Origin of the sequence: Streptomyces sp. NPDC006140, assembly GCF_040628815.1 — a bacterium.
Classification (GTDB): domain Bacteria; phylum Actinomycetota; class Actinomycetes; order Streptomycetales; family Streptomycetaceae; genus Streptomyces.
Genome location: NZ_JBEXTS010000005.1, coordinates 1 through 24,383, shown reverse-complemented (window position 1 = coordinate 24,383; position 24,383 = coordinate 1). Strand labels below are relative to the sequence as shown.

At 73.0% G+C, this 24,383-nt stretch carries 21 protein-coding genes and 1 rRNA gene; 15 read left to right on the top strand and 7 right to left on the bottom strand.

The window, feature by feature from the left end; genetic code table 11:
- Window positions 1–136: 136 nt before the first annotated feature.
- Window positions 137–1,102: an A/G-specific adenine glycosylase gene (locus tag ABZ386_RS15710; protein WP_351339844.1), complete on the bottom strand. Its 966-nt coding sequence runs from the start codon at window positions 1,100–1,102 to the stop codon at window positions 137–139.
- A 187-nt stretch (window positions 1,103–1,289) separates the two neighbouring features.
- Between ABZ386_RS15710 and ABZ386_RS15705 the strand changes: the two genes are divergently transcribed.
- Both ABZ386_RS15705 and ABZ386_RS15700 read left to right on the top strand, forming a co-directional pair.
- The gene (locus tag ABZ386_RS15705) at window positions 1,290–2,867 is read left to right on the top strand and encodes a histidine kinase (RefSeq protein ID WP_356618609.1); all 1,578 of its coding nucleotides are present in this window, start codon (window positions 1,290–1,292) and stop codon (window positions 2,865–2,867) included.
- Window positions 2,864–3,520 (top strand): response regulator transcription factor, encoded by a 657-nt coding sequence (locus tag ABZ386_RS15700; protein ID WP_351339848.1) that lies wholly within the window; start codon window positions 2,864–2,866, stop codon window positions 3,518–3,520. The genes ABZ386_RS15705 and ABZ386_RS15700 overlap by 4 nt, the downstream gene beginning before the upstream one ends.
- 12 nt (window positions 3,521–3,532) lie before the next feature.
- Here ABZ386_RS15700 and ABZ386_RS15695 read toward each other — a convergent pair whose 3' ends face one another.
- Entirely contained in the window at window positions 3,533–4,186 is a 654-nt protein-coding gene (locus ABZ386_RS15695; protein WP_356618611.1) for a phosphatase PAP2 family protein, read from the bottom strand.
- A 174-nt stretch (window positions 4,187–4,360) separates the two neighbouring features.
- On the opposite strand from ABZ386_RS15695, the gene ABZ386_RS15690 reads away from it, so the two are divergent.
- Window positions 4,361–5,227, top strand: coding sequence for a hypothetical protein (locus tag ABZ386_RS15690; protein ID WP_358964916.1), 867 nt, complete (start codon window positions 4,361–4,363; stop codon window positions 5,225–5,227).
- A gap of 98 nt (window positions 5,228–5,325) precedes the next feature.
- On the opposite strand, the gene disA is transcribed toward ABZ386_RS15690, so the two are convergent.
- The gene (gene disA, locus ABZ386_RS15685; RefSeq protein WP_114254596.1) at window positions 5,326–6,450 is read right to left on the bottom strand and encodes a DNA integrity scanning diadenylate cyclase DisA; all 1,125 of its coding nucleotides are present in this window, start codon (window positions 6,448–6,450) and stop codon (window positions 5,326–5,328) included.
- Window positions 6,451–6,530: 80 nt separating this feature from the next.
- On the bottom strand, window positions 6,531–7,940 hold the full coding sequence (radA, locus tag ABZ386_RS15680; protein ID WP_351339856.1) for a DNA repair protein RadA: 1,410 nt from the start codon (window positions 7,938–7,940) through the stop codon (window positions 6,531–6,533).
- A 197-nt stretch (window positions 7,941–8,137) separates the two neighbouring features.
- Here radA and ABZ386_RS15675 point away from each other — a divergent pair, with 197 nt between their 5' ends.
- Window positions 8,138–9,847 (top strand): hypothetical protein, encoded by a 1,710-nt coding sequence (locus ABZ386_RS15675; RefSeq protein ID WP_358964915.1) that lies wholly within the window; start codon window positions 8,138–8,140, stop codon window positions 9,845–9,847.
- A gap of 257 nt (window positions 9,848–10,104) precedes the next feature.
- Here the strand turns inward: ABZ386_RS15675 and ABZ386_RS15670 are convergent, their stop codons facing one another.
- Complete coding sequence (locus ABZ386_RS15670) at window positions 10,105–10,905, bottom strand: hypothetical protein (RefSeq protein WP_355727712.1); 801 nt, start codon at window positions 10,903–10,905, stop codon at window positions 10,105–10,107.
- Window positions 10,906–10,976: 71 nt separating this feature from the next.
- On the opposite strand from ABZ386_RS15670, the gene ABZ386_RS15665 reads away from it, so the two are divergent.
- The 4 genes from ABZ386_RS15665 (at window position 10,977) to ilvD (ending at window position 15,468) form a co-directional block, all read left to right on the top strand.
- Window positions 10,977–11,909, top strand: a complete 933-nt coding sequence (locus ABZ386_RS15665) for a Ppx/GppA phosphatase family protein (protein WP_351339863.1) — start codon at window positions 10,977–10,979, stop codon at window positions 11,907–11,909.
- A gap of 115 nt (window positions 11,910–12,024) precedes the next feature.
- Complete coding sequence (locus tag ABZ386_RS15660; RefSeq protein WP_351339866.1) at window positions 12,025–12,849, top strand: sugar phosphate isomerase/epimerase; 825 nt, start codon at window positions 12,025–12,027, stop codon at window positions 12,847–12,849.
- On the top strand, window positions 12,846–13,475 hold the full coding sequence (locus ABZ386_RS15655) for a TetR family transcriptional regulator (protein WP_358964914.1): 630 nt from the start codon (window positions 12,846–12,848) through the stop codon (window positions 13,473–13,475). The genes ABZ386_RS15660 and ABZ386_RS15655 overlap by 4 nt, the downstream gene beginning before the upstream one ends.
- Window positions 13,476–13,614: 139 nt before the next feature.
- Entirely contained in the window at window positions 13,615–15,468 is a 1,854-nt protein-coding gene (ilvD, locus tag ABZ386_RS15650) for a dihydroxy-acid dehydratase (RefSeq protein ID WP_351339870.1), read from the top strand.
- Window positions 15,469–15,550: 82 nt separating this feature from the next.
- On the opposite strand, the gene ABZ386_RS15645 is transcribed toward ilvD, so the two are convergent.
- Entirely contained in the window at window positions 15,551–17,677 is a 2,127-nt protein-coding gene (locus ABZ386_RS15645; RefSeq protein ID WP_358964913.1) for a serine/threonine-protein kinase, read from the bottom strand.
- A gap of 183 nt (window positions 17,678–17,860) precedes the next feature.
- Here ABZ386_RS15645 and ABZ386_RS15640 point away from each other — a divergent pair, with 183 nt between their 5' ends.
- The 6 genes from ABZ386_RS15640 (at window position 17,861) to proC (ending at window position 22,385) form a co-directional block, all read left to right on the top strand.
- Window positions 17,861–18,181, top strand: coding sequence for an SH3 domain-containing protein (locus ABZ386_RS15640; RefSeq protein ID WP_355725803.1), 321 nt, complete (start codon window positions 17,861–17,863; stop codon window positions 18,179–18,181).
- Between the two features lie 41 nt (window positions 18,182–18,222).
- Window positions 18,223–18,738: an EamA/RhaT family transporter gene (locus ABZ386_RS15635; protein WP_358964912.1), complete on the top strand. Its 516-nt coding sequence runs from the start codon at window positions 18,223–18,225 to the stop codon at window positions 18,736–18,738.
- 249 nt (window positions 18,739–18,987) lie between these two features.
- A complete protein-coding gene (locus tag ABZ386_RS15630; RefSeq protein ID WP_358964911.1) occupies window positions 18,988–19,818 on the top strand; it encodes a class I SAM-dependent methyltransferase in 831 nt (276 codons plus the stop codon).
- Window positions 19,819–19,850: 32 nt separating this feature from the next.
- Window positions 19,851–20,696, top strand: a complete 846-nt coding sequence (locus tag ABZ386_RS15625; RefSeq protein WP_356672887.1) for an ABC transporter ATP-binding protein — start codon at window positions 19,851–19,853, stop codon at window positions 20,694–20,696.
- The gene (locus ABZ386_RS15620) at window positions 20,693–21,472 is read left to right on the top strand and encodes an ABC transporter permease (RefSeq protein WP_356618624.1); all 780 of its coding nucleotides are present in this window, start codon (window positions 20,693–20,695) and stop codon (window positions 21,470–21,472) included. The genes ABZ386_RS15625 and ABZ386_RS15620 overlap by 4 nt, the downstream gene beginning before the upstream one ends.
- A gap of 100 nt (window positions 21,473–21,572) precedes the next feature.
- Entirely contained in the window at window positions 21,573–22,385 is an 813-nt protein-coding gene (gene proC, locus ABZ386_RS15615) for a pyrroline-5-carboxylate reductase (RefSeq protein WP_351339886.1), read from the top strand.
- Between the two features lie 39 nt (window positions 22,386–22,424).
- Here proC and trpS read toward each other — a convergent pair whose 3' ends face one another.
- The gene (gene trpS / locus ABZ386_RS15610; RefSeq protein ID WP_356618626.1) at window positions 22,425–23,453 is read right to left on the bottom strand and encodes a tryptophan--tRNA ligase; all 1,029 of its coding nucleotides are present in this window, start codon (window positions 23,451–23,453) and stop codon (window positions 22,425–22,427) included.
- A gap of 838 nt (window positions 23,454–24,291) precedes the next feature.
- On the opposite strand from trpS, the gene ABZ386_RS15605 reads away from it, so the two are divergent.
- Window positions 24,292–24,383, top strand: a 16S ribosomal RNA gene (locus ABZ386_RS15605); the annotation flags it as partial.

The window sequence follows — 24,383 nt, the reverse complement described above, 5'->3', positions numbered from 1 at the left end:
GCTGTCCGAAGCAGCCTGCGGCCAGCGCTCGGCTGTCCGTCGGTTGTGTAACAGCTGTCGGACGCGGGTAAAGGGCTGGGTTGGTTGGCATGGTTACGGGCGATTTGCGCGCCGTCTCACGGCAACGGAAGCCGTGTCACGTCAGCGGCAGCCGGTACATCCCGCCCGCCAGCGGCTCCACCAGCCCGTCGGCGACGAGGCCGTCCAGGGCCCGCGCGCGCTGCACCGGCTCGTGCCACACCCGGTCCAGGGCCGCCTGCGGAACCGGACCGTGGGCCTCCCGCAGCACGGCGAGCAGCCGCCCGCGCACCTGCCGGTCGGTGCCCGCGTACGTCTGGCCGCGGCGCGGCGGCCCGTCGTGCTCCGGCTTGCCCGCCAGCCGCCACGCGCACTGCGCGGCGATCGGGCAGCGGTGGCAGGACTCGCTCTTGGCCGTGCACACCAGCGCGCCCAGCTCCATGGAGGCGGCGGCCCAGCGGGCGGCGGTCGGCTCGTCCTCGGGCAGCAGCGCGCGGGCCAGCCTGCGCTCGGCGGCGGTGGTGGCGTTCGGCGGGTACTGCACGCCGGTGACCGCGCGGGCGAAGACCCGGCGCACGTTGGTGTCGAGCACCGGGTGCCGCTGCCCGTAGGCGAAGGAGGCGACGGCGGCGGCCGTGTACTCGCCGATGCCGGGCAGGGCCAGCAGCTGGGCGTGGTCGGCCGGCACGTCACCGCCGTGCCGTTCCGTTATGGCGACCGCGGCTCCGTGCAGCCGCAGCGCGCGGCGCGGGTAGCCGAGCCGGCCCCAGGCGCGGACGGCCTCGCCGGGCGCCTCCGCGGCCAGGTCGGCGGGGCGCGGCCAGCGGGCCAGCCACTGCTCGTAGACGGGCAGCACGCGGCTCACCGGCGTCTGCTGCAGCATGAACTCACTGACCATCACCCCCCACGCCCCGGCCTCGGGACGCCGCCACGGCAGGTCACGGGCGTTCTCGTCGAACCAGTCGATGACGGGGGAGTGCAGGTTCTCGCCGAGGGGCGGGCCGGAGGGGGCTTCGGAGGACGCTTCGGTCAGGGAGGTGGTGGGGGAGGCGGTGGGGCGCGGGGGCTTCGTGGGAGCAGTCATGGCCTCTCGATGGTGCCACGCAGAGCCACCGATCCGGGCACACCGCCACCCCTGAGGGAGCCAGGTACCTGACGTCCGGGCGCCGCGCTCCGAAGGAGCCAGGCATCTGACGTCCGGGCACAGGGCAGCCACGTACCTGACGATCGGCAGCAGTGCCACCCCGCCCGGCGCTTGTAGCGTCACGCGCATGGAACGTCCTCGTCCGGCCCCTCTCGCCCGGGGCGCCCTCCTGTGGGCCGCTCTCGCGCTGCCGGCGCTCACGGCCGACCGGATCGGGCTGAACGAACCCCGGCCGGCCTGGCAGCAGGCGGTCGGTGTGGCCGTGCTGGCGGTCGCGGCCGCCCTGTCCCGGCGGTCACCGCTCACCGCCTTCGCACTGGCGGCCGCCCTGAGCCTGACCGCCGCCCCGGCACTGTTCACCGCCTCCTACGGCCCGGCCCTCGGCCTGTTCGCGCTGCTGCTCGGGCTGCGGGCCGGCCGGGCGCGCCCCGCGGTGCTGTGTTTCGCGGCGGTCGCCTGCGCCGGCACCGCGCGGATCGCGCTCGTCGGGGTCGATCCGGCCCCCGAGTGGCTCGTCATGACGGGCACGCTGCTGTTCGGCTGCGTCTTCCCCTGGCTCGGCGGGCGCTACTGGCGGCAGAGCCGCGAGCTGGCCGAGGCGGGCTGGCTGCGCGCCGCCCGGCTGGAGGACGAGCAGCGCCTCGCGGAGGAACGCGCCCGGTTGCGCGAACGGGCCAGGATCGCCCAGGACATGCACGACTCCCTCGGCCACGAACTGAGCCTCATCGCCCTGCGCGCGGGCGCCCTCCAGGTCGCCCCCGGGCTCGGCGACGAGCACCGGAGCGCGGCGGCCGACCTGCGCGCGGCGGCCGCCGACGCCACGGACCGGCTGCACCGCATCATCGGCGTGCTGCGCGAGGACGACGACGAGCCGGCGCCGCTGGCCCCGGCGGGCGAGACCCTGGAGCAACTCGTCGCCCGCGCCGCGGAGTCGGGGCTCCCCGTGCGCTGGGAGCCCGCCGGACAGGACCCGCCCGTGGAGCCGGGCGGGGTCGCCGAGCGGCTGCTGCACCGCGTGGTCCGGGAGGCACTGACCAACGCGGCACGGCACGCGCCGGGCGCCCCCGTGGTCGTGGCGGTGGAGGGGAGGCCCACGGGGACGGCCGTCACCCTCACCAACGGCCGGGCCGCGCAGGACGGTTCCCGGCCCTCCGGGGGCGGTACGGGCCTGCTCGGGCTGCGGGCCGCCGTGACCGCCGCCGGCGGCACGTTCGAGGCCGGCCCGCACGAGGAAGGGTTCCGGGTCTCGGCGTACGTCCCCGCCGCCCCCGAGCAGCAGCCCACCGCCAAGCCCCCCGGCCCGGCTCCCTTCCGGCACGCCCGCCGCCGTGTCGCCGCCGCCCTCGGCGCCGCGGCCGGCGCGGGCGCCGTCCTGGTCGGCGTGGCCTTCGGCTGGTACGCGTACGCGGAGAAGCACTCGGTGCTGGAACCCGCCGCGTACGCGGAACTGCGCCTGGGCACCCCGGCGGCCGAGGTCCGGCACCTGCTGCCCGAGCGGGACGTGAACGACCCGCCCGAGGAACGGGCCCCCGCCCCGCCCGAGGGGGCGGACTGCCGCTACTACCGTGCGAGCGGCGAACTCTTCGTCTCCGTCGACCACTTCCGGCTGTGCTTCGAGGCCGGGCGGCTGGTCGCCAAGGACGTCGTTCCCCGCATCGGCCTGTCCGGCGAAGGCCGGGAAGAATTCGAGGAGTTCTCACAGTGATCCGCGTGCTCCTGGCCGACGACGAGGCCATGGTCCGCGCCGGTGTGCGCGCCATCCTGGGCAGCAGCGGCGAGACGGAGGTCGTCGCCGAGGCGGGCGACGGGCGCGCGGCGGTCGAGCTGGCCCGCGCCCACCGTCCGGACGTGGCCCTGCTCGACATCCGCATGCCGCGCCTGGACGGCCTCACGGCGGCGGAGGAGATCGTGCGGACCGTGCCCGGCACGGCCGTCGCGATGCTCACCACGTTCTCCGAGGGCGCCTACGTGACCCGCGCCCTCGGCGGCGGCGCCACCGGCTTCCTGCTGAAGTCCGGGGACCCGTACGAACTGATCGCGGGCGTACGGGCGGTGGCGGCCGGGGCGGCGTTCCTCTCGCCCAAGGTGGCCCGGTACGTCATCGACGAGGGACTCGGCGGCGGCCGGCTCACCCGCGAGGCGCGGGCACGCGAGCGCGTGGCCGGCCTGAGCCCCCGTGAACGCGAGGTGCTCGGCCTGGTCGGCGCCGGCCTGTCCAACCCGGAGATCGCCGCCCGGCTGCACCTCGTCGAGGGCACGGTGAAGGCGTACGTGAGCGCGGTCCTGGACCGGCTGGGCGTACGCAACCGGGTACAGGCGGCGATCGTCGCGTACGAGGCCGGGCTGGTGGAGCCGTAGCGGCCGGTCCGCTCAGCGCTCCGCGGGCATCTCGTACGACGGTATGGCCGTGGGAGGGTTCGGGCGGCCGGGCCCCGCCACCCACCGCACCACCGGCGCCGGTGAGCCGCGCAGCGCCCCGGCCAGCCGCGTCATCGGCCCCGTGCCCAGCCGCACGGCGACGAGGGCGACGACCGTGCCCAACGCCAGCCCCGCGACGACGTCGTGCGGGTAGTGCACGCCGACGAAGACCCGGGAGAACGCCATGAGCAGGGCGAGCGGGGCCGTCAGCCACAGGAGCGCGCGCCGGACCAGGGCCAGGGCGACCGCCGCCGCGCCCGCGATCGTGGCGTGGTTGGACGGGAACGACCAGTCGCCGTGCGCCGGGCACGCGGCCAGGGACGCGGCCGCCCCGGCGACCGCCCGGCACGGACGCTCCTCCGCGACCACGGACTTGAGCAGCTCGCTCACCACGTACGCCACGGCCGTGGCCAGAGGTGCAAGGGCCGCGATCGCGAACACCTGGGTGCTGTCGCGGCGGGCCCGCCACCAGGCGGCGGCGAACAGGCCGACGAAGACCAGCAGTCCGGCCTCCGTCCACAGCTCGGCCCCGTGCCGTACCCACATCGGGGAGTCGTGGGCGAAGTCGGTGATGTCGCGGTAGAGCGCGGTGTCCTCGAAGGTCATGGTCACGGACGGTAGGCGGAATCCCGATCCCGTCACACCCAGCGATCGTCGCGTTCCGAACCTGACGAAAGACAGGGGTGGGGCGGCAGTTTCCGGGATGATGATCCGGAAAAGTTGTCGTCCCGGCGGCGGGTGGGACCGGCGAACGCGCCGATCTCTCGTAAGGTTTGCGCCGTGGGATCTCTGCGCAATCCGGTCGGGCCGCTTCCCTCCTCCATCTACTGGCGTCGGAGGGTCGTACTGGTGTCTGTGGTCGCCCTGTTGGCGCTGCTGATCACCTGGATCGTGACCATGGGCGGCGGGGGCGGCAAGGACAGCGACAACGGCGCCAACGGCAAGAATCCCGCGCCCTCCATCACCCCCGGCCCGTCGAGTTCGGGTCCGGCCATCAGTCAAGCCCCCGGCGGGCGTGAGGAGTCGGGCGGTTCGGGCTCCGGCGGCTCGTCGTCGGGCTCCGGGGACGGTTCGGGCAGCGGCTCGGGCGACGGCTCCACAGGCGGCTCGGGCTCCGGCGACGGTTCCGGCTCCGCGGGCTCGGGCGGCTCCGGCTCCGCGGGCTCGGGTGGCAGCGGTGGCTCGGGCGGCGACACGGCGGGCGGCGTCGGCATCGGCGACACCCTGCCGGCCGGCTCCACGCTGCCCAACTGCACCGCCAGCGTGGTCAAGTTCAGCCTGCGCAGCCGGCACAACACCTACGACCCCGAGCAGACGCCCACGTTCCTGCTGACCGCGCGGAACATCTCCGGCAGCGACTGCAAGATCGATCTCGGGCCGAAGGGCGCGGTGTTCACGGTCACCCCGGCGAGCAGCGACGACGACTACTGGTCCTCCGCGGACTGCCCCAAGTCCGCCGCCCACCAGCTCTACCGGGTCCCCGCCGGCAGCGGCATCACCTACACCGTGACGTGGGACCGCAAGCCCAGCGCCCCCGAGTGCGCCACGCCTCCCGCGGGCTCGGCCGGGACGGGCACGTACCTGGTGGAAGCCAAGGCTCCGGGCTTCGCGAAGGTGCAGACGTCGTTCGTGCTGTCGGCGGACTAGAAGCCTGCGGCGAAGAAGACTCGAGGGCGGTACCCGGCGACGGGTACCGCCCTCAGCCGTTCCAGCCGGTGCGGGGGGAGTGCGGTGAGGGGGAGTGCTTAGACGTACCGCTCCAGGATCGACGACTCCGCCAGCCGCGACAGCCCCTCCCGGACGCTGCGCGCCCGCGCCTCGCCCACGCCGTCCACCGTCTGGAGGTCGTCGACGCTCGCCGCGAGCAGCTTCTGCAGACCGCCGAAGTGCTCCACCAGGCGGTCGATGATCGCGCCGGGCAGGCGCGGCACCTTGGCGAGGAGCCGGAAGCCGCGCGGGGACACCGCCGAGTCCAGCGTCTCGGGAGAGCCCGTGTAGCCCAACGCCCGGGCCACCGTGGGCAGTTCGAGCAGCTCGGCGTGGCTGAGGGCGTCGAGCTCGGCCAGGGCCTCGTCGACCGTGCGGGAACGCTTGGCCGTGGGCTCGGGGACGTAGTCCCGCACGACCAGCTCGCGCTCGGGCTCGACGCCCGCGATCAGCTCGTCCAGCTGGAGGGCGAGCAGCCGGCCGTCCGTGCCCAGCTCCACCACGTACTCGGCGATCTCCGTGGCGATGCGGCGCACCATCTCCAGGCGCTGGGCGACCGCCGAGACGTCCCGGACGGTCACCAGGTCCTCGATCTCCAGCGCCGACAGCGTGCCCGCGACCTCGTCGAGGCGGAGCTTGTAGCGCTCCAGGGTCGCGAGGGCCTGGTTGGCGCGGGACAGGATCGCCGCCGAGTCCTCCAGCACGCGGCGCTGGCCGTCGACGTACAGGGCGATCAGCCGCATCGACTGGGAGACCGACACGACCGGGAAGCCGACCTGCTTGCTGACGCGGTCCGCCGTGCGGTGCCGGGTGCCCGTCTCCTCCGTGGGGATCGTCGGGTCCGGGACCAGCTGCACGCCCGCGCGCAGGATCTTCGACAGGTCCGAGGACAGCACGATGCCGCCGTCCAGCTTGCACAGCTCGCGCAGACGGGTCGCGGTGAACTCGACGTCCAGCACGAAACCGCCCGTGCACAGCGCCTCGACCGTCTTGTCGGAGCCGAGCACGATGAGCCCGCCGGTGTTGCCGCGGAGCACGCGCTCCAGTCCGTCGCGGAGGGCGGTTCCGGGTGCCACGGCGCTCAGCGAGGCGCGCATCAGGCCATCGGTACCGGCACTCCCGCCGGACTTTCCGGGAGCTGATGCCCGGTCGTTGGCTGCCACTGCACTCCTCCGGTCGCAGGTTCTGGGCGCCCCCGTGTCGCGCGCTCGGTTCGCACGGACGGGCGAGACCAGGGCAAAGTCTACCGGCGACCCTCCTCGTCCCGTGGGGCCTCTCGGCGACGGGACCGGGGAAGGACCCGCAGGGCGTCCCCTATGTCCGCGACTTCCAGGACCTTCATACCCGCCGGGATCTTGCCCGGGTCGCCCGGTACCAGGGCATGAGTGAAGCCCAGACGGTGGGCTTCCGCCAGCCTGCGCTGCACGCCCGTGACCCGTCTCACCTCGCCCGCGAGGCCCACCTCGCCGATCGCGACGAGGTTCTTGGGGAGAGGTGTGTCACTCGCGGCGCTCGCCAGGGCGAGGGCCACGGCCAGGTCCGCCGCCGGCTCGGAGAGCCTCACCCCGCCGACCGTCGCGGAGTAGATGTCCCTTTTGCCCAAGGCGCTGATCCGCCCGCGCTGTTCCAGCACCGCCAGCATCATCGACACCCGGGAGGTCTCCAGGCCCGAGGTGGTGCGGCGCGGGGAGGGGATCTGCGAGTCCACCGTGAGCGCCTGGACCTCGGCGACCAGGGGGCGGCGGCCCTCCAGGGTGACGGTCAGGCAGGTGCCCGGGACCGGTTCGGCCCGGCGGGTCAGGAAGAGCCCGCTCGGGTCGGCCAGGCCCGTGATGCCCTCGTCGTGCAGCTCGAAGCAGCCGACCTCGTCCGTGGTGCCGTAGCGGTTCTTGACGCCGCGCACGAGCCGCAGGCGCGCGTGCCGGTCGCCCTCGAAGTGCAGGACGACGTCGACCAGGTGCTCCAGCAGGCGCGGGCCCGCGATCGCGCCGTCCTTCGTGACGTGGCCCACCAGGAGCGTGGACATGCCGCGCTCCTTGGACGCCCGGATCAGGGCCCCGGCGACCTCGCGCACCTGGGCCATGCCGCCGGGCGCGCCGTCGATCTCGGGGGAGGCCACCGTCTGCACCGAGTCCATGATCAGCAGCGAGGGCTTCACCGCGTCCAGGTGGCCCAGCACCGCCGCCAGATCCGTCTCGGCCGCCAGGTACAGGTGGTCGTCGATGGCGCCGATGCGGTCGGCGCGCAGCCGGACCTGGCTCGCCGACTCCTCGCCCGTGACGTACAGGGTGCGGTGCTCGTCGCTCGCCGACTTGGCCGCCACGTCCAGCAGCAGCGTCGACTTGCCGACGCCCGGCTCGCCCGCGACCAGCACCACCGCGCCGGGGACCAGCCCGCCGCCGAGCACGCGGTCCAGCTCCGGCACGCCGGTGGGGCGGGCGGTGGCCTGACGGCCGTCCACCTGGCCGATCGGCAGGGCGGAGGTGGTGACCCGCCCCGGCGTCGTCGTACGGACCGCGGGCGCGCCGTACTCCTCGACCGTCCCCCAGGCCTGGCACTCGGGGCAGCGGCCGAGCCACTTCGCCGTCTGCCAGCCGCACTCCGTGCAGCGGTAGGACGGGCGGTCCTTGGTGGTCTTCGTACGGGCAGCCATGGACGAAACCGTAGCCGCAGCCACTGACAACAGGGGGAGCGGGCGGGCGCGGCCCCCCGCGCGCCAGGCGCCCGCCACCCCGCGCCAGCGGCGGAACGCCGGGTTCCTGTCCCCGATTGAGGGATCGTTTCACCCGTACGGATTAAAAGCGCTCAAGCCGCCTGAAGGTGCCACTCCCGGCACCCTACGGTCGCCGAATGATGAGCAGTACTCCGGAGATCTCGACCCGCACGGCCGGCGCACACCGGGTGCACCGGGAAGCGCGTGACCGCGGGGCCGCCCGCACCCTGGCGCAGCGGCCGCCCGCGCGCTACGAGCCCTACCTGGACGGCCTGTTCACCTACTGCCTGTCCGTGCTGTGCGACCACGACGCCGCGACCGCCGCTCTGGGCGACGTCCTCGCCCTCGCCGAACGCCGCGGCCGGCACGTCCCCGAGGCGCCCGCGGACCGCAGGGCCTGGCTGTACGCGCTGGCCCGCTGGGCGTGTCTGCGCAAGCTGGCCGAGGCCAAGCAGAAACGTCAGAGCAGCCACGCGGCGGGCCGTTCCGACCGGCAGCGCGCCGACCGGCAGACCGCCCCGGCCCTCTCCGAGGAGGTCCGGGAACGCCGGCGCGCCGAACTGGCCCTGCTGGCCTGGCCGGAGGCCGCCGGCACCACCCCGGAGCAGCGGGAGGCGCTCGAACTCGCCGTGCGCCACCACCTCGCCGCCCACGAGGTCGCCGCCGTCCTCGGCATGGACGTGGCCGCCACCCGCGACCTGCTCGCCTCCGCCGCCTGCGAGGTGGAACGCACGCGTGCCGCCCTCGCCGTCGTCGAGACCGGGGCGTGCCCGAGCGTCGCGCACCTCGTCGGCGACGACCGGCTCGTGCTCGGCACGGCCCTGCGCCGCGAACTCGTCCGGCACGTCGACGACTGCCCGCGCTGCCGCCGCACCGCCGAGCGCGCCATCCCCGGCCGCTGGCCCGGCACCAGCGTCACCCCCGCCGAACTGCCCGTCCTGCCGGCGCCCCGCGCGGCCCTGCACGTCGCCATGGCCCACCACCCGCGCGCGCGGGGCGCCGCGCCCCGCTTCGACCGGCGCGGCTTCCCGATGGACCCCAAGGACCACGCCGCCCGAAGGGACCGGCTCCGCGCGCGTGCCGTCACGACCACGGTTGTCGCCACCGTGGTGGCCGCCCCCGTGCTCGCCCTGTGGGCCGCCTACCGGGGCACCCCCGTGGGCGAGGGCCAGGACGGCCGCTCGGCCTCCGCGCGCGAGGCGGACGACCCGTTCGGCCTGGACGGCGAGATGGCGGGCGGCGGCTACGAGAACACGGGCAACGCCAGCACCCGCCCCGGCCCCCGCTTCGGCAAGGACGGCAAGGCCGACGTCTCCGTCGAGGTCATCGGCGTCCCCGGCGCCGGCCGCAAGGCCGCCCTGGACGTCACGGCCGGCCACAGCGGCGACACCACCCTGATCACGCTGACGGCCACGGGCCCCGCCCCGGTCCGCTGGTCCGCCACCACGGGAGCCGACTGGCTCTACCTCAGCCAGTCGTCGGGAACGCTCCGGCCCGGCGAGTCGTTGACGATCAAGGTGTACGTCGACCACCTGCGGGACCCCTCCGGCCCCTGGCGCGCGCAGGTGGCGGTGGCACCCGTCGGCGCCGTCGTCCACATCGAGGGCTACGGCACCGTGCCCAGCCCCTCCGGCCCCGGCCCGCGCCCCAGCAGCCCGGCCGAGCCGCCCCCGACCCGGCCCGACCCGACGCCCACGACGTCCGCCCCGGACCCGACCCCGACCACGCCGCCCCCGTCGCCCGACCCGGACCCCACGCCCACACCGACGGACCCGGAGCCCACCGCCCCGGCGGACTCGCCGCCCCCGCCCCCGGACAGCGGCGACCCGAGCCCGGCCACGTCCTAGGGGGTGTCCGCAAAGTCCCGCCTGCCCCGTGACGCCTGGCACGCTCCCCCAAGCTCTTCGAGCAGGGGGTGCCCCCACTCGCCGTACCGGGCGAACACCCGAGTACAACCAGTACGCAGGCGTCCGCCCGGCACGCCGAGAGCACGCTCCCCCAAGCTCTCGGCTTCGCTCGAGCAGGGGGGACCCCCATGACGCCGCAGGGCCCGCCCTCCGGGCGAACGACGTGACTTTGCGGACACCCCCTAGGCCCCGGCCGCTCAGACCGCCGGGTCCGCCGGATGCGGCGCGAGCAGCGGCAGCTGCGAGGCCAGCCGCTCCTCGCACAGCTCGACCAGCCGGTCGTAGCCGGCCTTGCCCATCAGCTCGATCAGCTCGGGCCGGTAGGAGACGTACACCGGCTCGCCCGCGCCGTGCGCCGAGGTCGCCGAGGTGCACCACCAGTGCAGGTCGTGCCCGCCCGGGCCCCAGCCCCGGCGGTCGTACTCACCGATCGACACCTGCAGCACGCGCGTGTCGTCGGGCCGGTCGATCCACTCGTACGTCCGCCGCACCGGCAGCTGCCAGCACACGTCCGGCTTGGTCTCCAGCGGCTCCCGGCCCTCCTTCAGGGCGAGGATGTGCAGCGAGCAGCCCGCGCCGCCCGGGAAACCGGGCCGGTTCTGGAAGATGCAGGAGCCCTGGAAGGGGCGGGTCTGACGGTCGCCGTCCTCGTCCTCGGACACCCAGCCGTTGGCCGTGCCCTCGGCGTGGTGCTGCCAGATGTCCGGCGTGAGCCTCGCCACATGCTCGGCGACGCGCTGCTCGTCGTCCTCGTCGGAGAAGTGGGCACCCAACGTGCAGCACCCGTCATCCGCGCGGCCCGCCTGGATGCCCTGGCAGCCGCTGCCGAAGATGCAGTTCCAGCGAGAGGTCAGCCATGTCAGATCGCAGCGGAACACCTGCTCGTCGTCCGCCGGATCGGGAAACTCCACCCACGCGCGAGCGAAGTCGAGCCCCTTCTCGTCGGATACCGCGACGCCCGGTGATTTGTCGCGCTTGGCCTTTTTCGTCTTTGGCACGAGTCCAGGGTACGGGCCTGATGCCCCCACCGAGGACGGCGGACGGCACCGCTGGCAGTAGCGTTCCGTACATGAGACTCGGTGTCCTCGACGTGGGATCGAACACGGTGCATCTGCTGGTGGTGGACGCACACCCCGGCGCGCGCCCGCTGCCCGCGCACTCGCACAAGGCGGAACTGCGCCTCGCCCAGCTCCTCGACGACAGCGGCGCGATCGGCCCCGACGGCATAGACCGGCTCATAGGGGTCGTCCACGAGTCCCTCCAGGCCGCCGAGGACAAGGGCGTCGAAGAGGTGCTGCCGTTCGCGACCTCCGCGGTCCGGGACGCCCGCAACGCCGACGACGTCCTCGCGCGCGTGCGGTCCGAGACGGGCGTCGAGCTGCAGGTCCTCACCGGCGCGGAGGAGGCCCGGCTCACCTTCCTCGCCGCCCGCCGCTGGTTCGGCTGGTCGGCCGGGAAGCTCCTGGTCCTGGACATCGGCGGCGGCTCCCTGGAGATCGCCTACGGCATCGACGAGGAGCCCGACGCGGCCGCCTCGCTGCCGCTGGGCGCCGGCCGCCTCACCGCCGGCTGGCTGCCCGGCGACCCGCCCGCCCCGGACGACGTCCGCGCCCTGCGCCGCCACGTCCGCACGGAGATCGCCCGCACGGTCGGCGAGTTCAGCCGCTTCGGCGCCCCCGACCACGTCGTCGCCACGTCCAAGACCTTCAAGCAGCTCGCCCGCATCGCCGGCGCGGCCCGCTCCGCCGAGGGCCTCTACGTCCAGCGGGAACTCAAGCGGGAGTCCCTGGAGGGCTGGGTCCCGAGGCTGTCCGGCATGACGGAGGCGGAACGGGCCGAGCTCCCGGGCGTCTCGGAGGGCAGGGCGGGCCAGCTGCTGGCGGGCGCCCTCGTCGCCGAGGCGGCGATGGACCTGTTCGGCGTGGAGCGCGTGGAGATCTGCCCCTGGGCGCTCCGGGAGGGCGTGATCCTGCGCCGGCTGGACCACATGGAGTCCGTGTAGACGTCCAGGCGGCGGGGACGAGCCACGACGGACGCCGCACCCGCCACGTGGCAATCACCACAACGGCGAGCAGGCACCCCACGACCTCCCCACCCCACCCCGTAATCTGTCCTCCATGGCAGAGCCAGCCGTAAAGATCCCGGACGCGAAGGTCGCCCTCTCGACGGCCTCGGTCTACCCGGAGTCGACGGCCACGGCCTTCGAGATCGCCGCGCGCCTCGGCTACGACGGAGTCGAGGTCATGGTCTGGACCGACCCCGTCAGCCAGGACATCGAGGCCCTGCGCAGACTGAGCGACTACCACCAGATCCCGGTCCTGGCCGTGCACGCCCCCTGCCTGCTCATCACGCAGCGCGTCTGGTCCACCGACCCCTGGACCAAGCTCCAGCGGGCCCGCGCGGCGGCCGAGAAGCTCGACGCGTCCACGGTCGTCGTCCACCCCCCGTTCCGCTGGCAGCGCCAGTACGCCCGGGACTTCGTCACCGGCATCTGGCGCATGGCGAACGAGACGGACGTACGGTTCGCCGTCGAGAACATGTACCCCTGGCGTTACCGCGACCGCGAGATGCTCGCCTACGCCCCCGACTGGGACGTCACGAACGACGACTACCGCCACTTCACGATCGACCTCAGCCACACCGCGACGGCCCGCACGGACGCCCTCGACATGGTCGAGCGCATGGGCGACCGCCTGGGCCACGTCCACCTCGCCGACGGCCGCGGCTCCGCCAAGGACGAGCACCTGGTGCCCGGCCGCGGCACCCAGCCCTGCGCCGAGGTGCTGGAGCGGCTCGCCCTGACCGGCTTCGACGGCCATGTCGTCATCGAGGTCAACACCCGCCGCGCCATGTCCACCGCCGAGCGCGAGGCCGACCTGGCCGAGGCCCTGGCCTTCACCCGCCTCCACCTGGCCTCGGCGGCGAAGGTGCCGCGCCGATGACCGACCGGCCCCCGGCCGGCACCGGGCCCGGCCCCGCCCGCCGCCGCGGCCGCCCCCCGCGCACGGAGTCCGCCGACACCCGCGACCGCATCCTCACCGCCGCCCGCGACGAGTTCTCCGAGCGCGGCTACGAGAAGACGTCCGTGCGCGGCATCGCCAAGACCGCCGGTGTCGACTCGGCCCTCGTGCACCACTACTTCGGCACGAAGGAGCAGGTCTTCGAGGCGGCGATCACCCAGTCCTTCGGACCCGCGCTGCAGGCGCCGAAGGCCATCGAGGAGGGCCCCCTCGACGGCGTGGGGGAGCGGCTGGCCCGCTTCTTCTTCGGCGTCTGGGAGAACCCGGCGACCCGCACGCCCCTGCTCGCCATCGTCCGCTCCGCCCTCACCAACGACACCGCGGCCGCCGTCTTCCGCCGGATCGTCGCCACCCAGGTCCTGCACCGCATCGCCGTACGACTGGACCTGCCCGACGCGGAACTGCGGGCCGAGCTGGCCGCCGCCCAGCTCGTGGGCACGGCCGTCCTGCGCTACGTCATCAAGGTCGAGCCGCTGGCCTCGGCGGACCCGGAGCAGATCATCGAGCGGCTGGCCCCCGTCGTCCAGGGACACCTGACCGCTCCGTAGCGCCCCGGCCGGGCCGTCGCGAGACGGGCATCCCGCATTCCGGACACTCCGTCCCGCCCACTGGATGACCGGCGTACGCTCGGTAGCAGTCAGAAATCTCCGAATCCTCTGACGCAGCCTGTAGAAGGAGCGAGCGACGATGCCCGAGCTGAGGTCCCGCACAGTCACCCACGGCCGCAACATGGCGGGCGCCCGCGCCCTGATGCGCGCCTCCGGTGTACCCGGTGCGGACATCGGCCGCAAGCCGATCATCGCGGTCGCCAACAGCTTCACGGAGTTCGTGCCGGGCCACACGCACCTGGCGCCGGTCGGCCGGATCGTCAGCGAGGCGGTGGTCGAGGCCGGCGGCATCCCGCGCGAGTTCAACACCATCGCCGTGGACGACGGCATCGCCATGGGCCACGGCGGCATGCTCTACTCCCTGCCCTCCCGCGACCTGATCGCGGACAGCGTGGAGTACATGGTCGAGGCCCACTGCGCCGACGCCCTGATCTGCATCTCCAACTGCGACAAGATCACCCCGGGCATGCTCAACGCGGCCCTGCGGCTGAACATCCCCACGGTGTTCGTCTCCGGCGGCCCGATGGAGTCCGGCCGCGCCACCCTCGTCGACGGCACGGTCCGCACGCTCGACCTCGTCGACGCGATCTCCGACGCCGTGAACGACAAGATCTCCGACGAGGACATCCTCCGCATCGAGGAGAACGCCTGCCCGACCTGCGGCTCCTGTTCCGGCATGTTCACGGCCAACTCGATGAACTGCCTGACCGAGGCCATCGGCCTCTCCCTGCCCGGCAACGGCTCGGTCCTCGCCACGCACACGGCCCGCAAGCAGCTGTATGTCAACGCGGCCAAGACCGTCATGGACATCACCCGCCGCTACTACGAGCAGGACGACGACACCGTCCTGCCCCGCAGCGTGGCGTCCTTCGCCGCCTTCGAGAACGCCATGGCCCTCGACATCGCCATGGGCGGCTCCACCAACACGATCCTGCACCTGCTGGCCGCCGCCCAGGAGGCGGGCGTCCCCTTCGGCCTGGAGGAGATCAACGAGGTCTCCCGCCGCGTGCCGTGCCTGGCCAAGGTCGCCCCCAACGTGGCCAAGGACCGCACGTACTACATGGAGGACGTGCACCGCGCCGGCGGCATCCCCGCCCTGCTCGGCGAGCTGCACCGCGCGGGCCTGCTCAACGAGGACGTGCACTCCGTCCACAGCCCCTCCCTCGCCGACTGGCTGAAGACCTGGGACGTGCGCGGCGGCTCCCCGTCCCCGGAGGCCGTCGAGCTGTGGCACGCGGCCCCCGGCTGCGTCCGCTCCGCCGAGGCCTTCTCCCAGTCCGAGCGCTGGGAGGCCCTGGACGAGGACGCCGAGGGCGGCTGCATCCGCTCCGTCGAGCACGCCTACTCCAAGGACGGCGGCCTCGCGGTCCTCAAGGGCAACCTGGCCGTGGACGGCTGCGTCGTGAAGACGGCCGGCGTCGACGAGTCCATCTGGACCTTCGAGGGCCCGGCGGTCGTCTGCGAGTCGCAGGAGGAGGCCGTCCAGAAGATCCTCACCCAGCAGGTCAAGGACGGCGACGTCGTCGTCATCCGCTACGAGGGCCCCAAGGGCGGCCCCGGTATGCAGGAGATGCTCTACCCGACCTCGTACCTGAAGGGCCGCGGCCTCGGGAAGACCTGCGCGCTGGTCACCGACGGCCGCTTCTCCGGCGGCACCTCGGGCCTGTCCATCGGCCACGCCTCCCCGGAGGCGGCCGCGGGCGGCACCATCGCCCTCGTCGAGGACGGCGACCGCATCCGCATCGACATCCCCAACCGCTCGATCGACCTCCTGGTCGACGACGCCGAGCTGGCCCGCCGCGAGCAGGCCCTGAACGGCCGGTACGCCCCGAAGAACCGCGACCGCAAGGTCTCGGCCGCCCTGCGCGCCTACGCGGCGATGGCGACCAGCGCGGACAAGGGCGCGGTCCGGGACGTGTCGAAGCTGGGCTGACCCCCCTGCCCCCTGCTGCCGCCGAGGGCCGCCCCCGTCCACCGGGAGCGGCCCTCCGCGCGTCCCGCTACGACCCGGCCGGCTACCACCCGCCCGGATCCCGCGCGTCGACGGCGAAGACACTGCCGTCCGGCGCGGTGGCGTAGATCCGGTCGCCCACGAGCAGGGGCTCGGGAAGCGCTCCCGGGACCCGGTCCGACTGCGTCCTCAGCCGGGGCGAGGTCTGCCCGGCGAGGGTCCCGCGCCGGGCGTCGGCGGCGAGCAGCCGCCCGTCCGGCGCGGTGATGTACACGTACCGTTCCCCGGCGACGGGCGTGGAACTCCGCACGACGCCGGTCTCGAGATTCCACAGCTGCTTGCGGGCCGCCAGGTCGACGGCGACGAGGGAGCCGCCGGTGCCGGTGAGGAAGACCAGGTCTCCGCGCGCGGTGCCGCGAGCCTGCTGGAGGGGAACGGCAAGGGGAACCCGCCGCGTCGCTCCGCTGCCCGGGGTGTAGCGGACCACGGCCCGCGCGTCCCCGCGCACCGCGTCGACGGACAGCAGGAACAGCGACCCGTCCACCGTGTCGAAGGGCCGCAGCGCCCCGTCCAGCCGGGCGTCCCAGCGCACGTCTCCCGTCTCCGGGTCCACGGCGGTGACCCGTGTGCCGGAGCCGTCGTCCGACGTGCTCGTGACGTACGCCAGCGGGTCGCCGGAGAACGTGACGAAGTACGGCATGGCGTGGCCGGGTATCCGGTGGCTCCACCGCGGGTCGCCCGACGCGCTGTCCACGCCGGTGACCGTCCCGTCCGTCCCCGTGAACAGCAGCATGCCCCCGGCGGACTCCACGCCGCTGTACGCGGGCATGTCCCGCTGCCACTTCACCTTGCCCGACCCCGGGTCGAGCGCCTCCACGTGACGCCCCTGGCCGATCGCGCTCTGCACGAGCCCGCCGGTCAGCACGGGCGGTCCGCTTCTGACGCCCGCGCCGACGGCATGCCGCCACAGGAGGTGCCCGTCGGACGGATCGAGGGCGAAGACCCGTCCCGGCACGGCACAGAGCAACCGTTCCGCCCCGTAGGAGCACTGGGGCGTTCCCCCCGAGGCGGCCGGTGTCGTCTCCCAGCCGGTGAACGCGGCGGACGTCGTCCGCGGGGCGCTGTGCGGCGGGGCACCGCCGCCGGGGCCGGTCAAGGGGAGCGACACCAGAGCGCCGGCGACGGCCACGCCGAGCAGTCCGGCACCGAGTGCCGCCCGTCTGCCGAGGCGCCGTCCCGGCTTGCGCTCGGGCTCCGCCGAGCGTTCGGGCTCCGCCGCGTGGTCGGGCTCCTCGACGGCGGGCTGCCGCTCCGGAACGTCCCCCGCCCGCTGAGCGGGTATGAACGTCTGGGTGTCGTACGAGGCCGCGACCGAGCGCAGTTCCCGCATCAACTCGTCCGGCGTGGGCCGGTCCTCCGGCTCCTTGGTCAGGCACCGCCGCACCAGCGGCGCGATCTCGTCCGGCAGGCCGGCCAGGTCGGGCTCGTCGTGCACGACCTGGTAGGCGACGACGTAGGGGCTGTCGGAGTCGAACGGCCCGCGTCCCGTGGCCGCGTGCACCATCACCGACCCGAGCGCGAAGACGTCGGCGGCCGGACCGACGTCCCGCGGACGCCGGAACTGCTCGGGTGCCATGAAGGGCGGCGTGCCGATCAACTTGCCCGTCTCGGTCCGCAGTTCACTGTCCGACGGCCGGGAGATACCGAAGTCGATGACCTTCGGCCCGTCGTCGGCGAGCAGGACGTTGCTCGGCTTCAGATCCCGGTGGACGACTCCGGCCCGATGGATGTCGCGCAGCGCCTCGGCCAGCCCGGCCATCAGCCGACGCAACTGGGCCGTCGCCATGGGCCCGTTCCGCTTCACCTCTTCGGAGAGGGTCGGACCCGGGATGTACAGGGTGGCCATCCACGGCCGTCCGGCCTCCGGGTCGGCATCGACGACGGGTGCGGTGAAGGCCCCGCTGACCCGGCGCGCCGCCGCCACCTCCTGCCGGAAACGCCCTCTGAAATCGGGGTCGTCGGCGAACCGGGCGTGCACCACCTTCACCGCGAGCTTCATCCCGGACGTGCTCCGGGCCAGGTGCACGACGCCCATGCCGCCGGAGCCCAGACAGGACTCCAGCCGGTAGTGACCGACGTACTCGGGAAGTTCCGCTTCCGGGTCCGCTCCGGCGTCTCGCTGTGGCGCCATGGGACCACCCCCGTGCTGTTCGTCCGCGCGCGCGACGCACGGAGCCTAGTCGATGACTCGTGCGGGACAGAGGCGGCTTGCTAGCCTCCCTGCGCGAGTCACGCACATGTGTTTCATGGGGCGACTCGGGGGAATCAACGGGACCCCATGGCAGCCATGGGGGTTCAACGGGGGAGGTTTTTCATGTCTGTCGATCGCGTGGAAGCAGTCGGGAGCGGGGACGAGAGCGAAGTCGCCACCCTGGCGGCAACGGCCCTGCGCACCTACTCGGTGGCCCCGGGCTACCGGGTCAACGTCCGCAGCGGCCCCGGCACCGGCTACTCCATCGTCCGGGTCCTGCCCGAGGGGGCCAGAGTCACCATCTTCTGCCAGACACCGGGGACGACGGTCTCGGGCCCGTACGGCACGTCGAACATCTGGGACAACATCGCCGACGGCGAGTACATCTCGGACGCCTACGTGCGGACGGGCAGCGACGGCTACGTCCGCCCGCGCTGCGGCTGAGGCCCGGGAGCCCGCGGCCGCCCCGGAGCCATAATCGACTCGTGAGAGACGAACCCGGCACCCCGGCCGCCCCCGCGGGCTCCCCGGCCGACCCCACCGGCCCCCGCCCCGAACCCCTGCGCTTCTTCGGCACGACCTGGCTGCACCACGACAACGGCTACACCACCCGCCGTATCGCGGTCTCCGCCGGCTCACTCACCGCCGCCGCCATCTCCTGCCTGGTCCTCCGCCTCGCCTACCAGGGCCTCCAGATCGCCGCGATCGGCACCTTCGTCACGCTCCTCATGACCGTCATGTTCGCGATCTGCAGCGCGATGGCCTTCCGCCACACCTGGGACGGCTTCACCCGCCGCCCCGACCCGGACCGCCAGGCGTCCCTCCGCGGCCTGCTGACCATCGGCTTCGTCGGCTCCCTCCTCGCCTACTTCGTCCGCTCCTTCACCGAGGCCCCCGGCGAGAAACTCCACCGCGCCGAGTACGAGGAAGCCCGCCGGCAGCACGAGAAGCGCACCACCCGCCGCACGGGCAACCCGTCGAAAAAGCGCCGCCGCGCCTAGGGCCTGTCGTTTGGATCAGGTCGCAGGAAAGTGACGGTGCCGTTCTGTGCCGGTGAGCGGGGCGTGGTGCGTGCAGCTGCAAGGCGGAGGAGGGCGGCGATGCGGAGCATCGGCAACCGACGACAACGCGGCAGATGCGCGTGCCACGCCCCGCGTCTGCGGCGTGATCCAAACGACAGGCCCTAGGCTCCCGGGCCCTCTCACCGAAATCTCACCGCCCCCCACCCCACCCCCGGCCACCATGGCCGTATGACCACACCACCCACCGCCGACGACCCCACCGGAGCCCCCACCACCCCCGAACCACCCACCCGATCCGCCCGGGCCCACTCCTTCAACGCCGCCGCGGCCCAGTACGCGGCCAACCGCCCCTCCTACCCCCCGGCCCTCTTCGACGCGGTAGAAGACCTCGCCGGGCGTCCCCTCGACGGCGCGCGCGTCGCGGACATCGGCGCCGGCACCGGCATAGCCACCGCCCTCCTGCACGCCCGGGGCGCGGACGTCGTCGCCGTGGAACCCGGCGACGGCATGGCGGCCCAGTTCCGCAGCGCCCATCCCGCCCTCCCCCTCGTCCGCGGCACGGGCGACGACCTCCCCCTCGCCGATGCCTCGGTCGACCTCGTCACCTACGCCCAGGCCTGGCACTGGACCGACCCCGCCCGCTCCGTCCCGGAGGCGCTCCGCGTCCTGCGCCCCGGCGGCGCCCTGGCCCTGTGGTGGAACACCGACGCCCTCGACGTGCCGTGGATCGCCGAGGCCGCCGCCCGCACGGCCCGCCACTTCGGCATCGACGTCTCCGCAGAGAAGCGCAACGTCAACGCCCACGCCGCCGACCCGGCCGACCGCCTCGACTTCACCCGCCGCACGGTCCGCTGGAGCCGCCGCGTCCCCGTCGACACCCACCTCGCCAACATCGGCAGCCACTCGGTCTTCCTGGTGCACGGCGAGGACCACACCGCGGCCTTCCTCGCCGAGGAACGCGAACACCTGCTCAGGGCCTTCCCGGACGGCCACGTCGAGGAGGTCTACGACGTGATCCTCCTGCTCGCCAAGGCCCCGGCCCGACGCCCACCCGCTTGACGGGTCCCCTCCCCGGGAGCATTATTCATCACATGATGAATAATGCTCCCGACCCGCCGCGCCCGGCCACCGAGACCTTTTCGGCCACGGACCCCACCGACCCCACCGACACCGGACCGGCCGCCGTCCACGCCCAGGACCTCACCGTCGTCCGCGGCCCCCGCACCGTCCTGCGCGACCTCGCCTTCACCGTTCCCCGAGGCCGGATCACGGGCCTCCTCGGCCCCTCCGGCTGCGGCAAGTCCACCCTCATGCGCGCGATCGTCGGCACCCAGGCCAAGGTCACCGGCACCCTCGACGTCCTCGGCCACCCCGCCGGCCACCCCACCCTGCGCTCCCGCATCGGCTACGTCACCCAGGCCCCGTCCGTCTACGACGACCTGACCGTCCGCCAGAACCTCGACTACTTCGCCGCGATACTCGACCCCGGCCGGGCCGCCGCCGACCGCCGCCACGAGCACGTCACCCGGGCCATAGCCGACGTCGACCTCACCACCCACGCCGACGCCCTGGCCGGCACCCTCTCCGGCGGCCAGCGCAGCCGCGTCTCCCTCGCCGTCGCCCTCCTGGGCACCCCCGAACTCCTGGTCCTCGACGAACCGACCGTCGGCCTCGACCCGGTCCTGCGCCGCGACCTCTGGGCCCTCTTCCACGACATCGCGGCCGGCCGCGGCACCACCCTCCTGGTCTCCTCCCACGTCATGGACGAGGCCGAGCGCTGCCACCGCCTCCTCCTCATGCGCGAGGGGGAGGTCCTGGCCGACGACACCCCCGACGCCCTGCGCACTCGCACCGGCGCGGAAACCGTCGAAGAGGCCTTCCTCCACCTGGTCGACGAGGCAAAGGCCGCAGCCCGCACCAAGGAGACGACCCGATGACCCCCACGACCACCCCCGCCCCCAGCCCGCCGAAGGCCCTGAACCCCTCCCGCACCACCGCCACCGCGACCCGGGTCCTCCGCCAGCTCACCCACGACCCCCGCACCATCGCGCTGCTGCTCCTCATCCCCTGCGTGATGCTGCTCCTGCTCCGCTACGTCTTCGACGGCAGCCCCCGCACCTTCGACAACATCGGCGCGTCCCTGCTCGGGATCTTCCCGCTGATCACGATGTTCCTGGTGACCTCCATAGCCACCCTGCGCGAACGCACCTCGGGCACCCTCGAACGCCTCCTCGCCATGCCCCTCGGCAAGGGCGACCTCATCGCCGGCTACGCCCTCGCCTTCGGCACCCTCGCGATCATCCAGTCCGCCCTGGCCACGGGTCTCGCGCTCTGGCTCCTCGGCCTCGACGTCACCGGCAGCCCCTGGCTCCTCCTCCTGGTGGCCCTCCTCGACGCCCTCCTCGGCACGGCCCTCGGCCTCTTCGTCTCGGCGTTCGCGGCCTCGGAGTTCCAGGCGGTCCAGTTCATGCCGGCGGTGATCTTCCCCCAGCTCCTGCTCTGCGGCCTGTTCACCCCGCGCGACGCCATGCACCCGGCCCTGGAGACCCTCTCCGACGTCCTGCCCATGTCCTACGCCGTCGACGGCATGAACGAGGTCCTCCACCACACCGACATGACGGCCACCTTCGTCCGCGACGTCCTGATCGTCGCGGGCTGCGCCCTGCTGGTCCTCACCCTGGGCGCGGCGACCCTCAGGCGCCGGACGGCGTAGCCCCCGCCCGCATCCCGCCCAGCGGACACCCGAGCCGCCCCCCACTCCCCGGTGCGAGGATGGACCCCGGACGACGCACCCTTCGGAGGCACCCCGCGCCATGACCCAGAAAGTCGCAGTCCTCGGCACCGGCAAGATCGGCGAAGCCCTGCTCAGCGGAATGATCCGCGCCGGCTGGACCCCGGCCGACCTCCTGGTCACCGCCCGCCGCCAGGAACGGGCGGAAGAACTCCGCACCCGCTACGGCGTCACCCCGGTCACCAACCCCGAAGCCGCCAAGACCGCCGACACCCTGATCCTCACGGTCAAGCCGCAGGACATGGGCACCCTCCTCGACGAGCTCGCCCCGCACGTCCCCGCCGACCGCCTGGTCATCAGCGGCGCCGCCGGCATCCCCACGGCCTACTTCGAGGAACGCCTGGCCCCCGGCACCCCGGTCGTCCGCGTCATGACGAACACCCCCGCCCTCGTCGACGAGGCCATGTCCGTCATCTCCGCCGGCACCCACGCCACCGCCGACCACCTCGCCCACACCGAGGAGATCTTCGGCGCCGTGGGCAAGACGCTCCGCGTCCCCGAGTCCCAGCAGGACGCCTGCACCGCCCTCTCCGGCTCCGGCCCGGCCTACTTCTTCTACCTGGTCGAAGCCATGACCGACGCCGGCATCCTCCTCGGCCTGCCCCGCGACAAGGCCCACGACCTCATCGTCCAGTCCGCCATCGGCGCCGCGACGATGCTCCGCGACAGCGGCGAACACCCGGTCAAGCTCCGCGAGAACGTCACGTCCCCCGCCGGCACGACGATCAACGCCATCCGCGAACTCGAGAACCACGGCGTACGAGCCGCCCTCATCGCCGCCCTCGAAGCCGCCCGCGACCGCAGCCGCGCCCTGGCCACCGGCAACAACAGCTGACCTGCGGGGGCGGGCCCGACACCCGCCCCCGCAGCCACGTCACACCCGGGCGTCGGCCGGCTCCTTCTCCGCCACCGCCGGCAGCAAGCCGATCGCCCGGTACGCGGCATCCACCGTCGGCCGGGCCATCCCCCGAGCCCGCTCGGCCCCGTCCCGCAGCACCCCCTCCACATACGCGGGATCCGTACACAACTCCTTGTGCCTCTCCTGCAAGGGCCGCAGCACCTCGACCACGGCCTCCGCGGTGTCCTTCTTCAGGTCCCCGTACGACGTGTACGCACCACTCAACAACTCGGGCTCCCCACCCGTGCACGCCGCGAGGATCTCCAGCAGATTGGCGAGCCCCGGCCGGGACTCCCGGTCGTACACGACCTCCCGCCCACTGTCGGTCACGGCCCGCATGACCTTCTTCCGCACCACGTCCGGCTCGTCCAGCAGATAGACGATCCCCGGCCCGACGTCGTCGCTCTTGCCCATCTTCGACGTCGGCTCCTGCAGGTTCATCACCCGCGCCGCGACCCCCGGCCGCGTGGCCCGCGGCACCACGAACGTGTGCCCGTACCGCTGGTTGAACCGCACGGCCAGATCCCGCGCCAGCTCCACGTGCTGCCGCTGATCGTCCCCCACCGGCACCTCGTCGGTCCCGTGCGCCAGGATGTCCGCCGCCATCAGCACGGGATACGTCAGCAGCGACAGCCGCACACTCCCACCCCGACGCTGCTCCCGCACGGCCTTCTCCTTGTACTGGATCATCCGCCGCATCTCACCGTCGGTGGCCACACACTCCAGCAGGTACGACAGCCGCGCGTGCTCGTCCACATGGCTCTGCACGAACACCGTGCACCGCTCCGGATCCAGCCCCGACGCCAGCAGCAACGTCGCCGCCTGCCGGCTCAGCCTGCGCACCCGCGCGGGATCGTGGTCCACGGTCAGCGCGTGCAGATCCACGACACAGAACAGGGCGTCCGCCGCGTGCTGATCGACCTCGGCCCACCGCCGCATGGCCCCCAGGTAGTTCCCCAGCGTCAGATGCCCCGTCGGCTTGACCCCGCTGAAGACCCGTGTCATCTCTCCTCCACCTCCTGGTCGGGACCGCCGCCCCGGGCGGCCGGCCCCCCGGTGGTTCCTGGAGGGAGAAACAAGAACGGCCGCCGAAGCGGCGGCCGTTGAGTGCATACGTGAGGACGGCCGCCGTCAGGCGGCCCACCAGAACTGGCTGCACGTACGCGTCGTCATGCGCCCCAGAGTACGCCCCGGGAGTGCCGCCCGCCCGTGAGTTGACACGCCCAGACCCGATCCGTAGTGTTCTCCGAGTTGCCCGACGTGAGCGCCGACCCCGGTCGGTCCCCGGGCAGCCAATCCGCAAGTACCAACCACTACTCGACGTGCAGTAGTTCTGTCGTCGTTTCATTGGCATGCGTATTTACGGAATGAGGAATCCCCGTTCGAAAGGACGCGGCCCCCGATTGGCTCGGGAGCCGGGGAATCCGCTAAAGTCTCACTCGTCGGAACGGCCCAACAGCCGCGAAGACAACCCCAACTGACTGGGAATCAGGCCCGAAAGGATCTGATAGAGTCGGAACCGCCGGAAAGGGAAACGCGGAAGCGGGAACCTGGAAAGCACCGAGGAAATCGGATCGAGAAAAGATCTGATAGAGTCGGAAACGCAAGACCGAAGGGAAGCGCCCGGAGGAAAGCCCGAGAGGGTGAGTACAAAGGAAGCGACCGTTCCTTGAGAACTCAACAGCGTGCCAAAAGTCAACGCCAGATATGTTGATACCCCGTCCATCGGATCTCTGATGGTCGAGGTTCCTTTGAAAAAACACAGCGAGGACGCTGTGAACGGTCGGGCTTATTCCGCCTGACTGTTCCGCTCTCGTGGTGTCGACCGGATTACCGGTACACATTCACGGAGAGTTTGATCCTGGCTCAGGACGAACGCTGGCGGCGTGCTTAACACATGCAAGTCGAACGATGAACCACTTCGGTGGGGATTAG

Bases quoted from the DNA above. Each gene is read 5' to 3' on its own strand.
- ABZ386_RS15625 (WP_356672887.1), top strand. From the start codon at position 19,851: ATGATGAATAATGCTCCCGACCCGCCGCGCCCGGCCACCGAGACCTTT.
- ABZ386_RS15705 (WP_356618609.1), top strand. From the start codon at position 1,290: ATGGAACGTCCTCGTCCGGCCCCTCTCGCCCGGGGCGCCCTCCTGTGG.
- ilvD (WP_351339870.1), top strand. From the start codon at position 13,615: ATGCCCGAGCTGAGGTCCCGCACAGTCACCCACGGCCGCAACATGGCG.
- ABZ386_RS15620 (WP_356618624.1), top strand. From the start codon at position 20,693: ATGACCCCCACGACCACCCCCGCCCCCAGCCCGCCGAAGGCCCTGAAC.
- ABZ386_RS15665 (WP_351339863.1), top strand. From the start codon at position 10,977: ATGAGACTCGGTGTCCTCGACGTGGGATCGAACACGGTGCATCTGCTG.
- proC (WP_351339886.1), top strand. From the start codon at position 21,573: ATGACCCAGAAAGTCGCAGTCCTCGGCACCGGCAAGATCGGCGAAGCC.
- ABZ386_RS15710 (WP_351339844.1), bottom strand. From the start codon at position 1,102: ATGACTGCTCCCACGAAGCCCCCGCGCCCCACCGCCTCCCCCACCACC.
- ABZ386_RS15645 (WP_358964913.1), bottom strand. From the start codon at position 17,677: ATGGCGCCACAGCGAGACGCCGGAGCGGACCCGGAAGCGGAACTTCCC.
- trpS (WP_356618626.1), bottom strand. From the start codon at position 23,453: ATGACACGGGTCTTCAGCGGGGTCAAGCCGACGGGGCATCTGACGCTG.
- ABZ386_RS15660 (WP_351339866.1), top strand. From the start codon at position 12,025: ATGGCAGAGCCAGCCGTAAAGATCCCGGACGCGAAGGTCGCCCTCTCG.
- ABZ386_RS15640 (WP_355725803.1), top strand. From the start codon at position 17,861: ATGTCTGTCGATCGCGTGGAAGCAGTCGGGAGCGGGGACGAGAGCGAA.
- ABZ386_RS15695 (WP_356618611.1), bottom strand. From the start codon at position 4,186: ATGACCTTCGAGGACACCGCGCTCTACCGCGACATCACCGACTTCGCC.
- ABZ386_RS15630 (WP_358964911.1), top strand. From the start codon at position 18,988: ATGACCACACCACCCACCGCCGACGACCCCACCGGAGCCCCCACCACC.
- ABZ386_RS15655 (WP_358964914.1), top strand. From the start codon at position 12,846: ATGACCGACCGGCCCCCGGCCGGCACCGGGCCCGGCCCCGCCCGCCGC.
- ABZ386_RS15675 (WP_358964915.1), top strand. From the start codon at position 8,138: ATGATGAGCAGTACTCCGGAGATCTCGACCCGCACGGCCGGCGCACAC.
- radA (WP_351339856.1), bottom strand. From the start codon at position 7,940: ATGGCTGCCCGTACGAAGACCACCAAGGACCGCCCGTCCTACCGCTGC.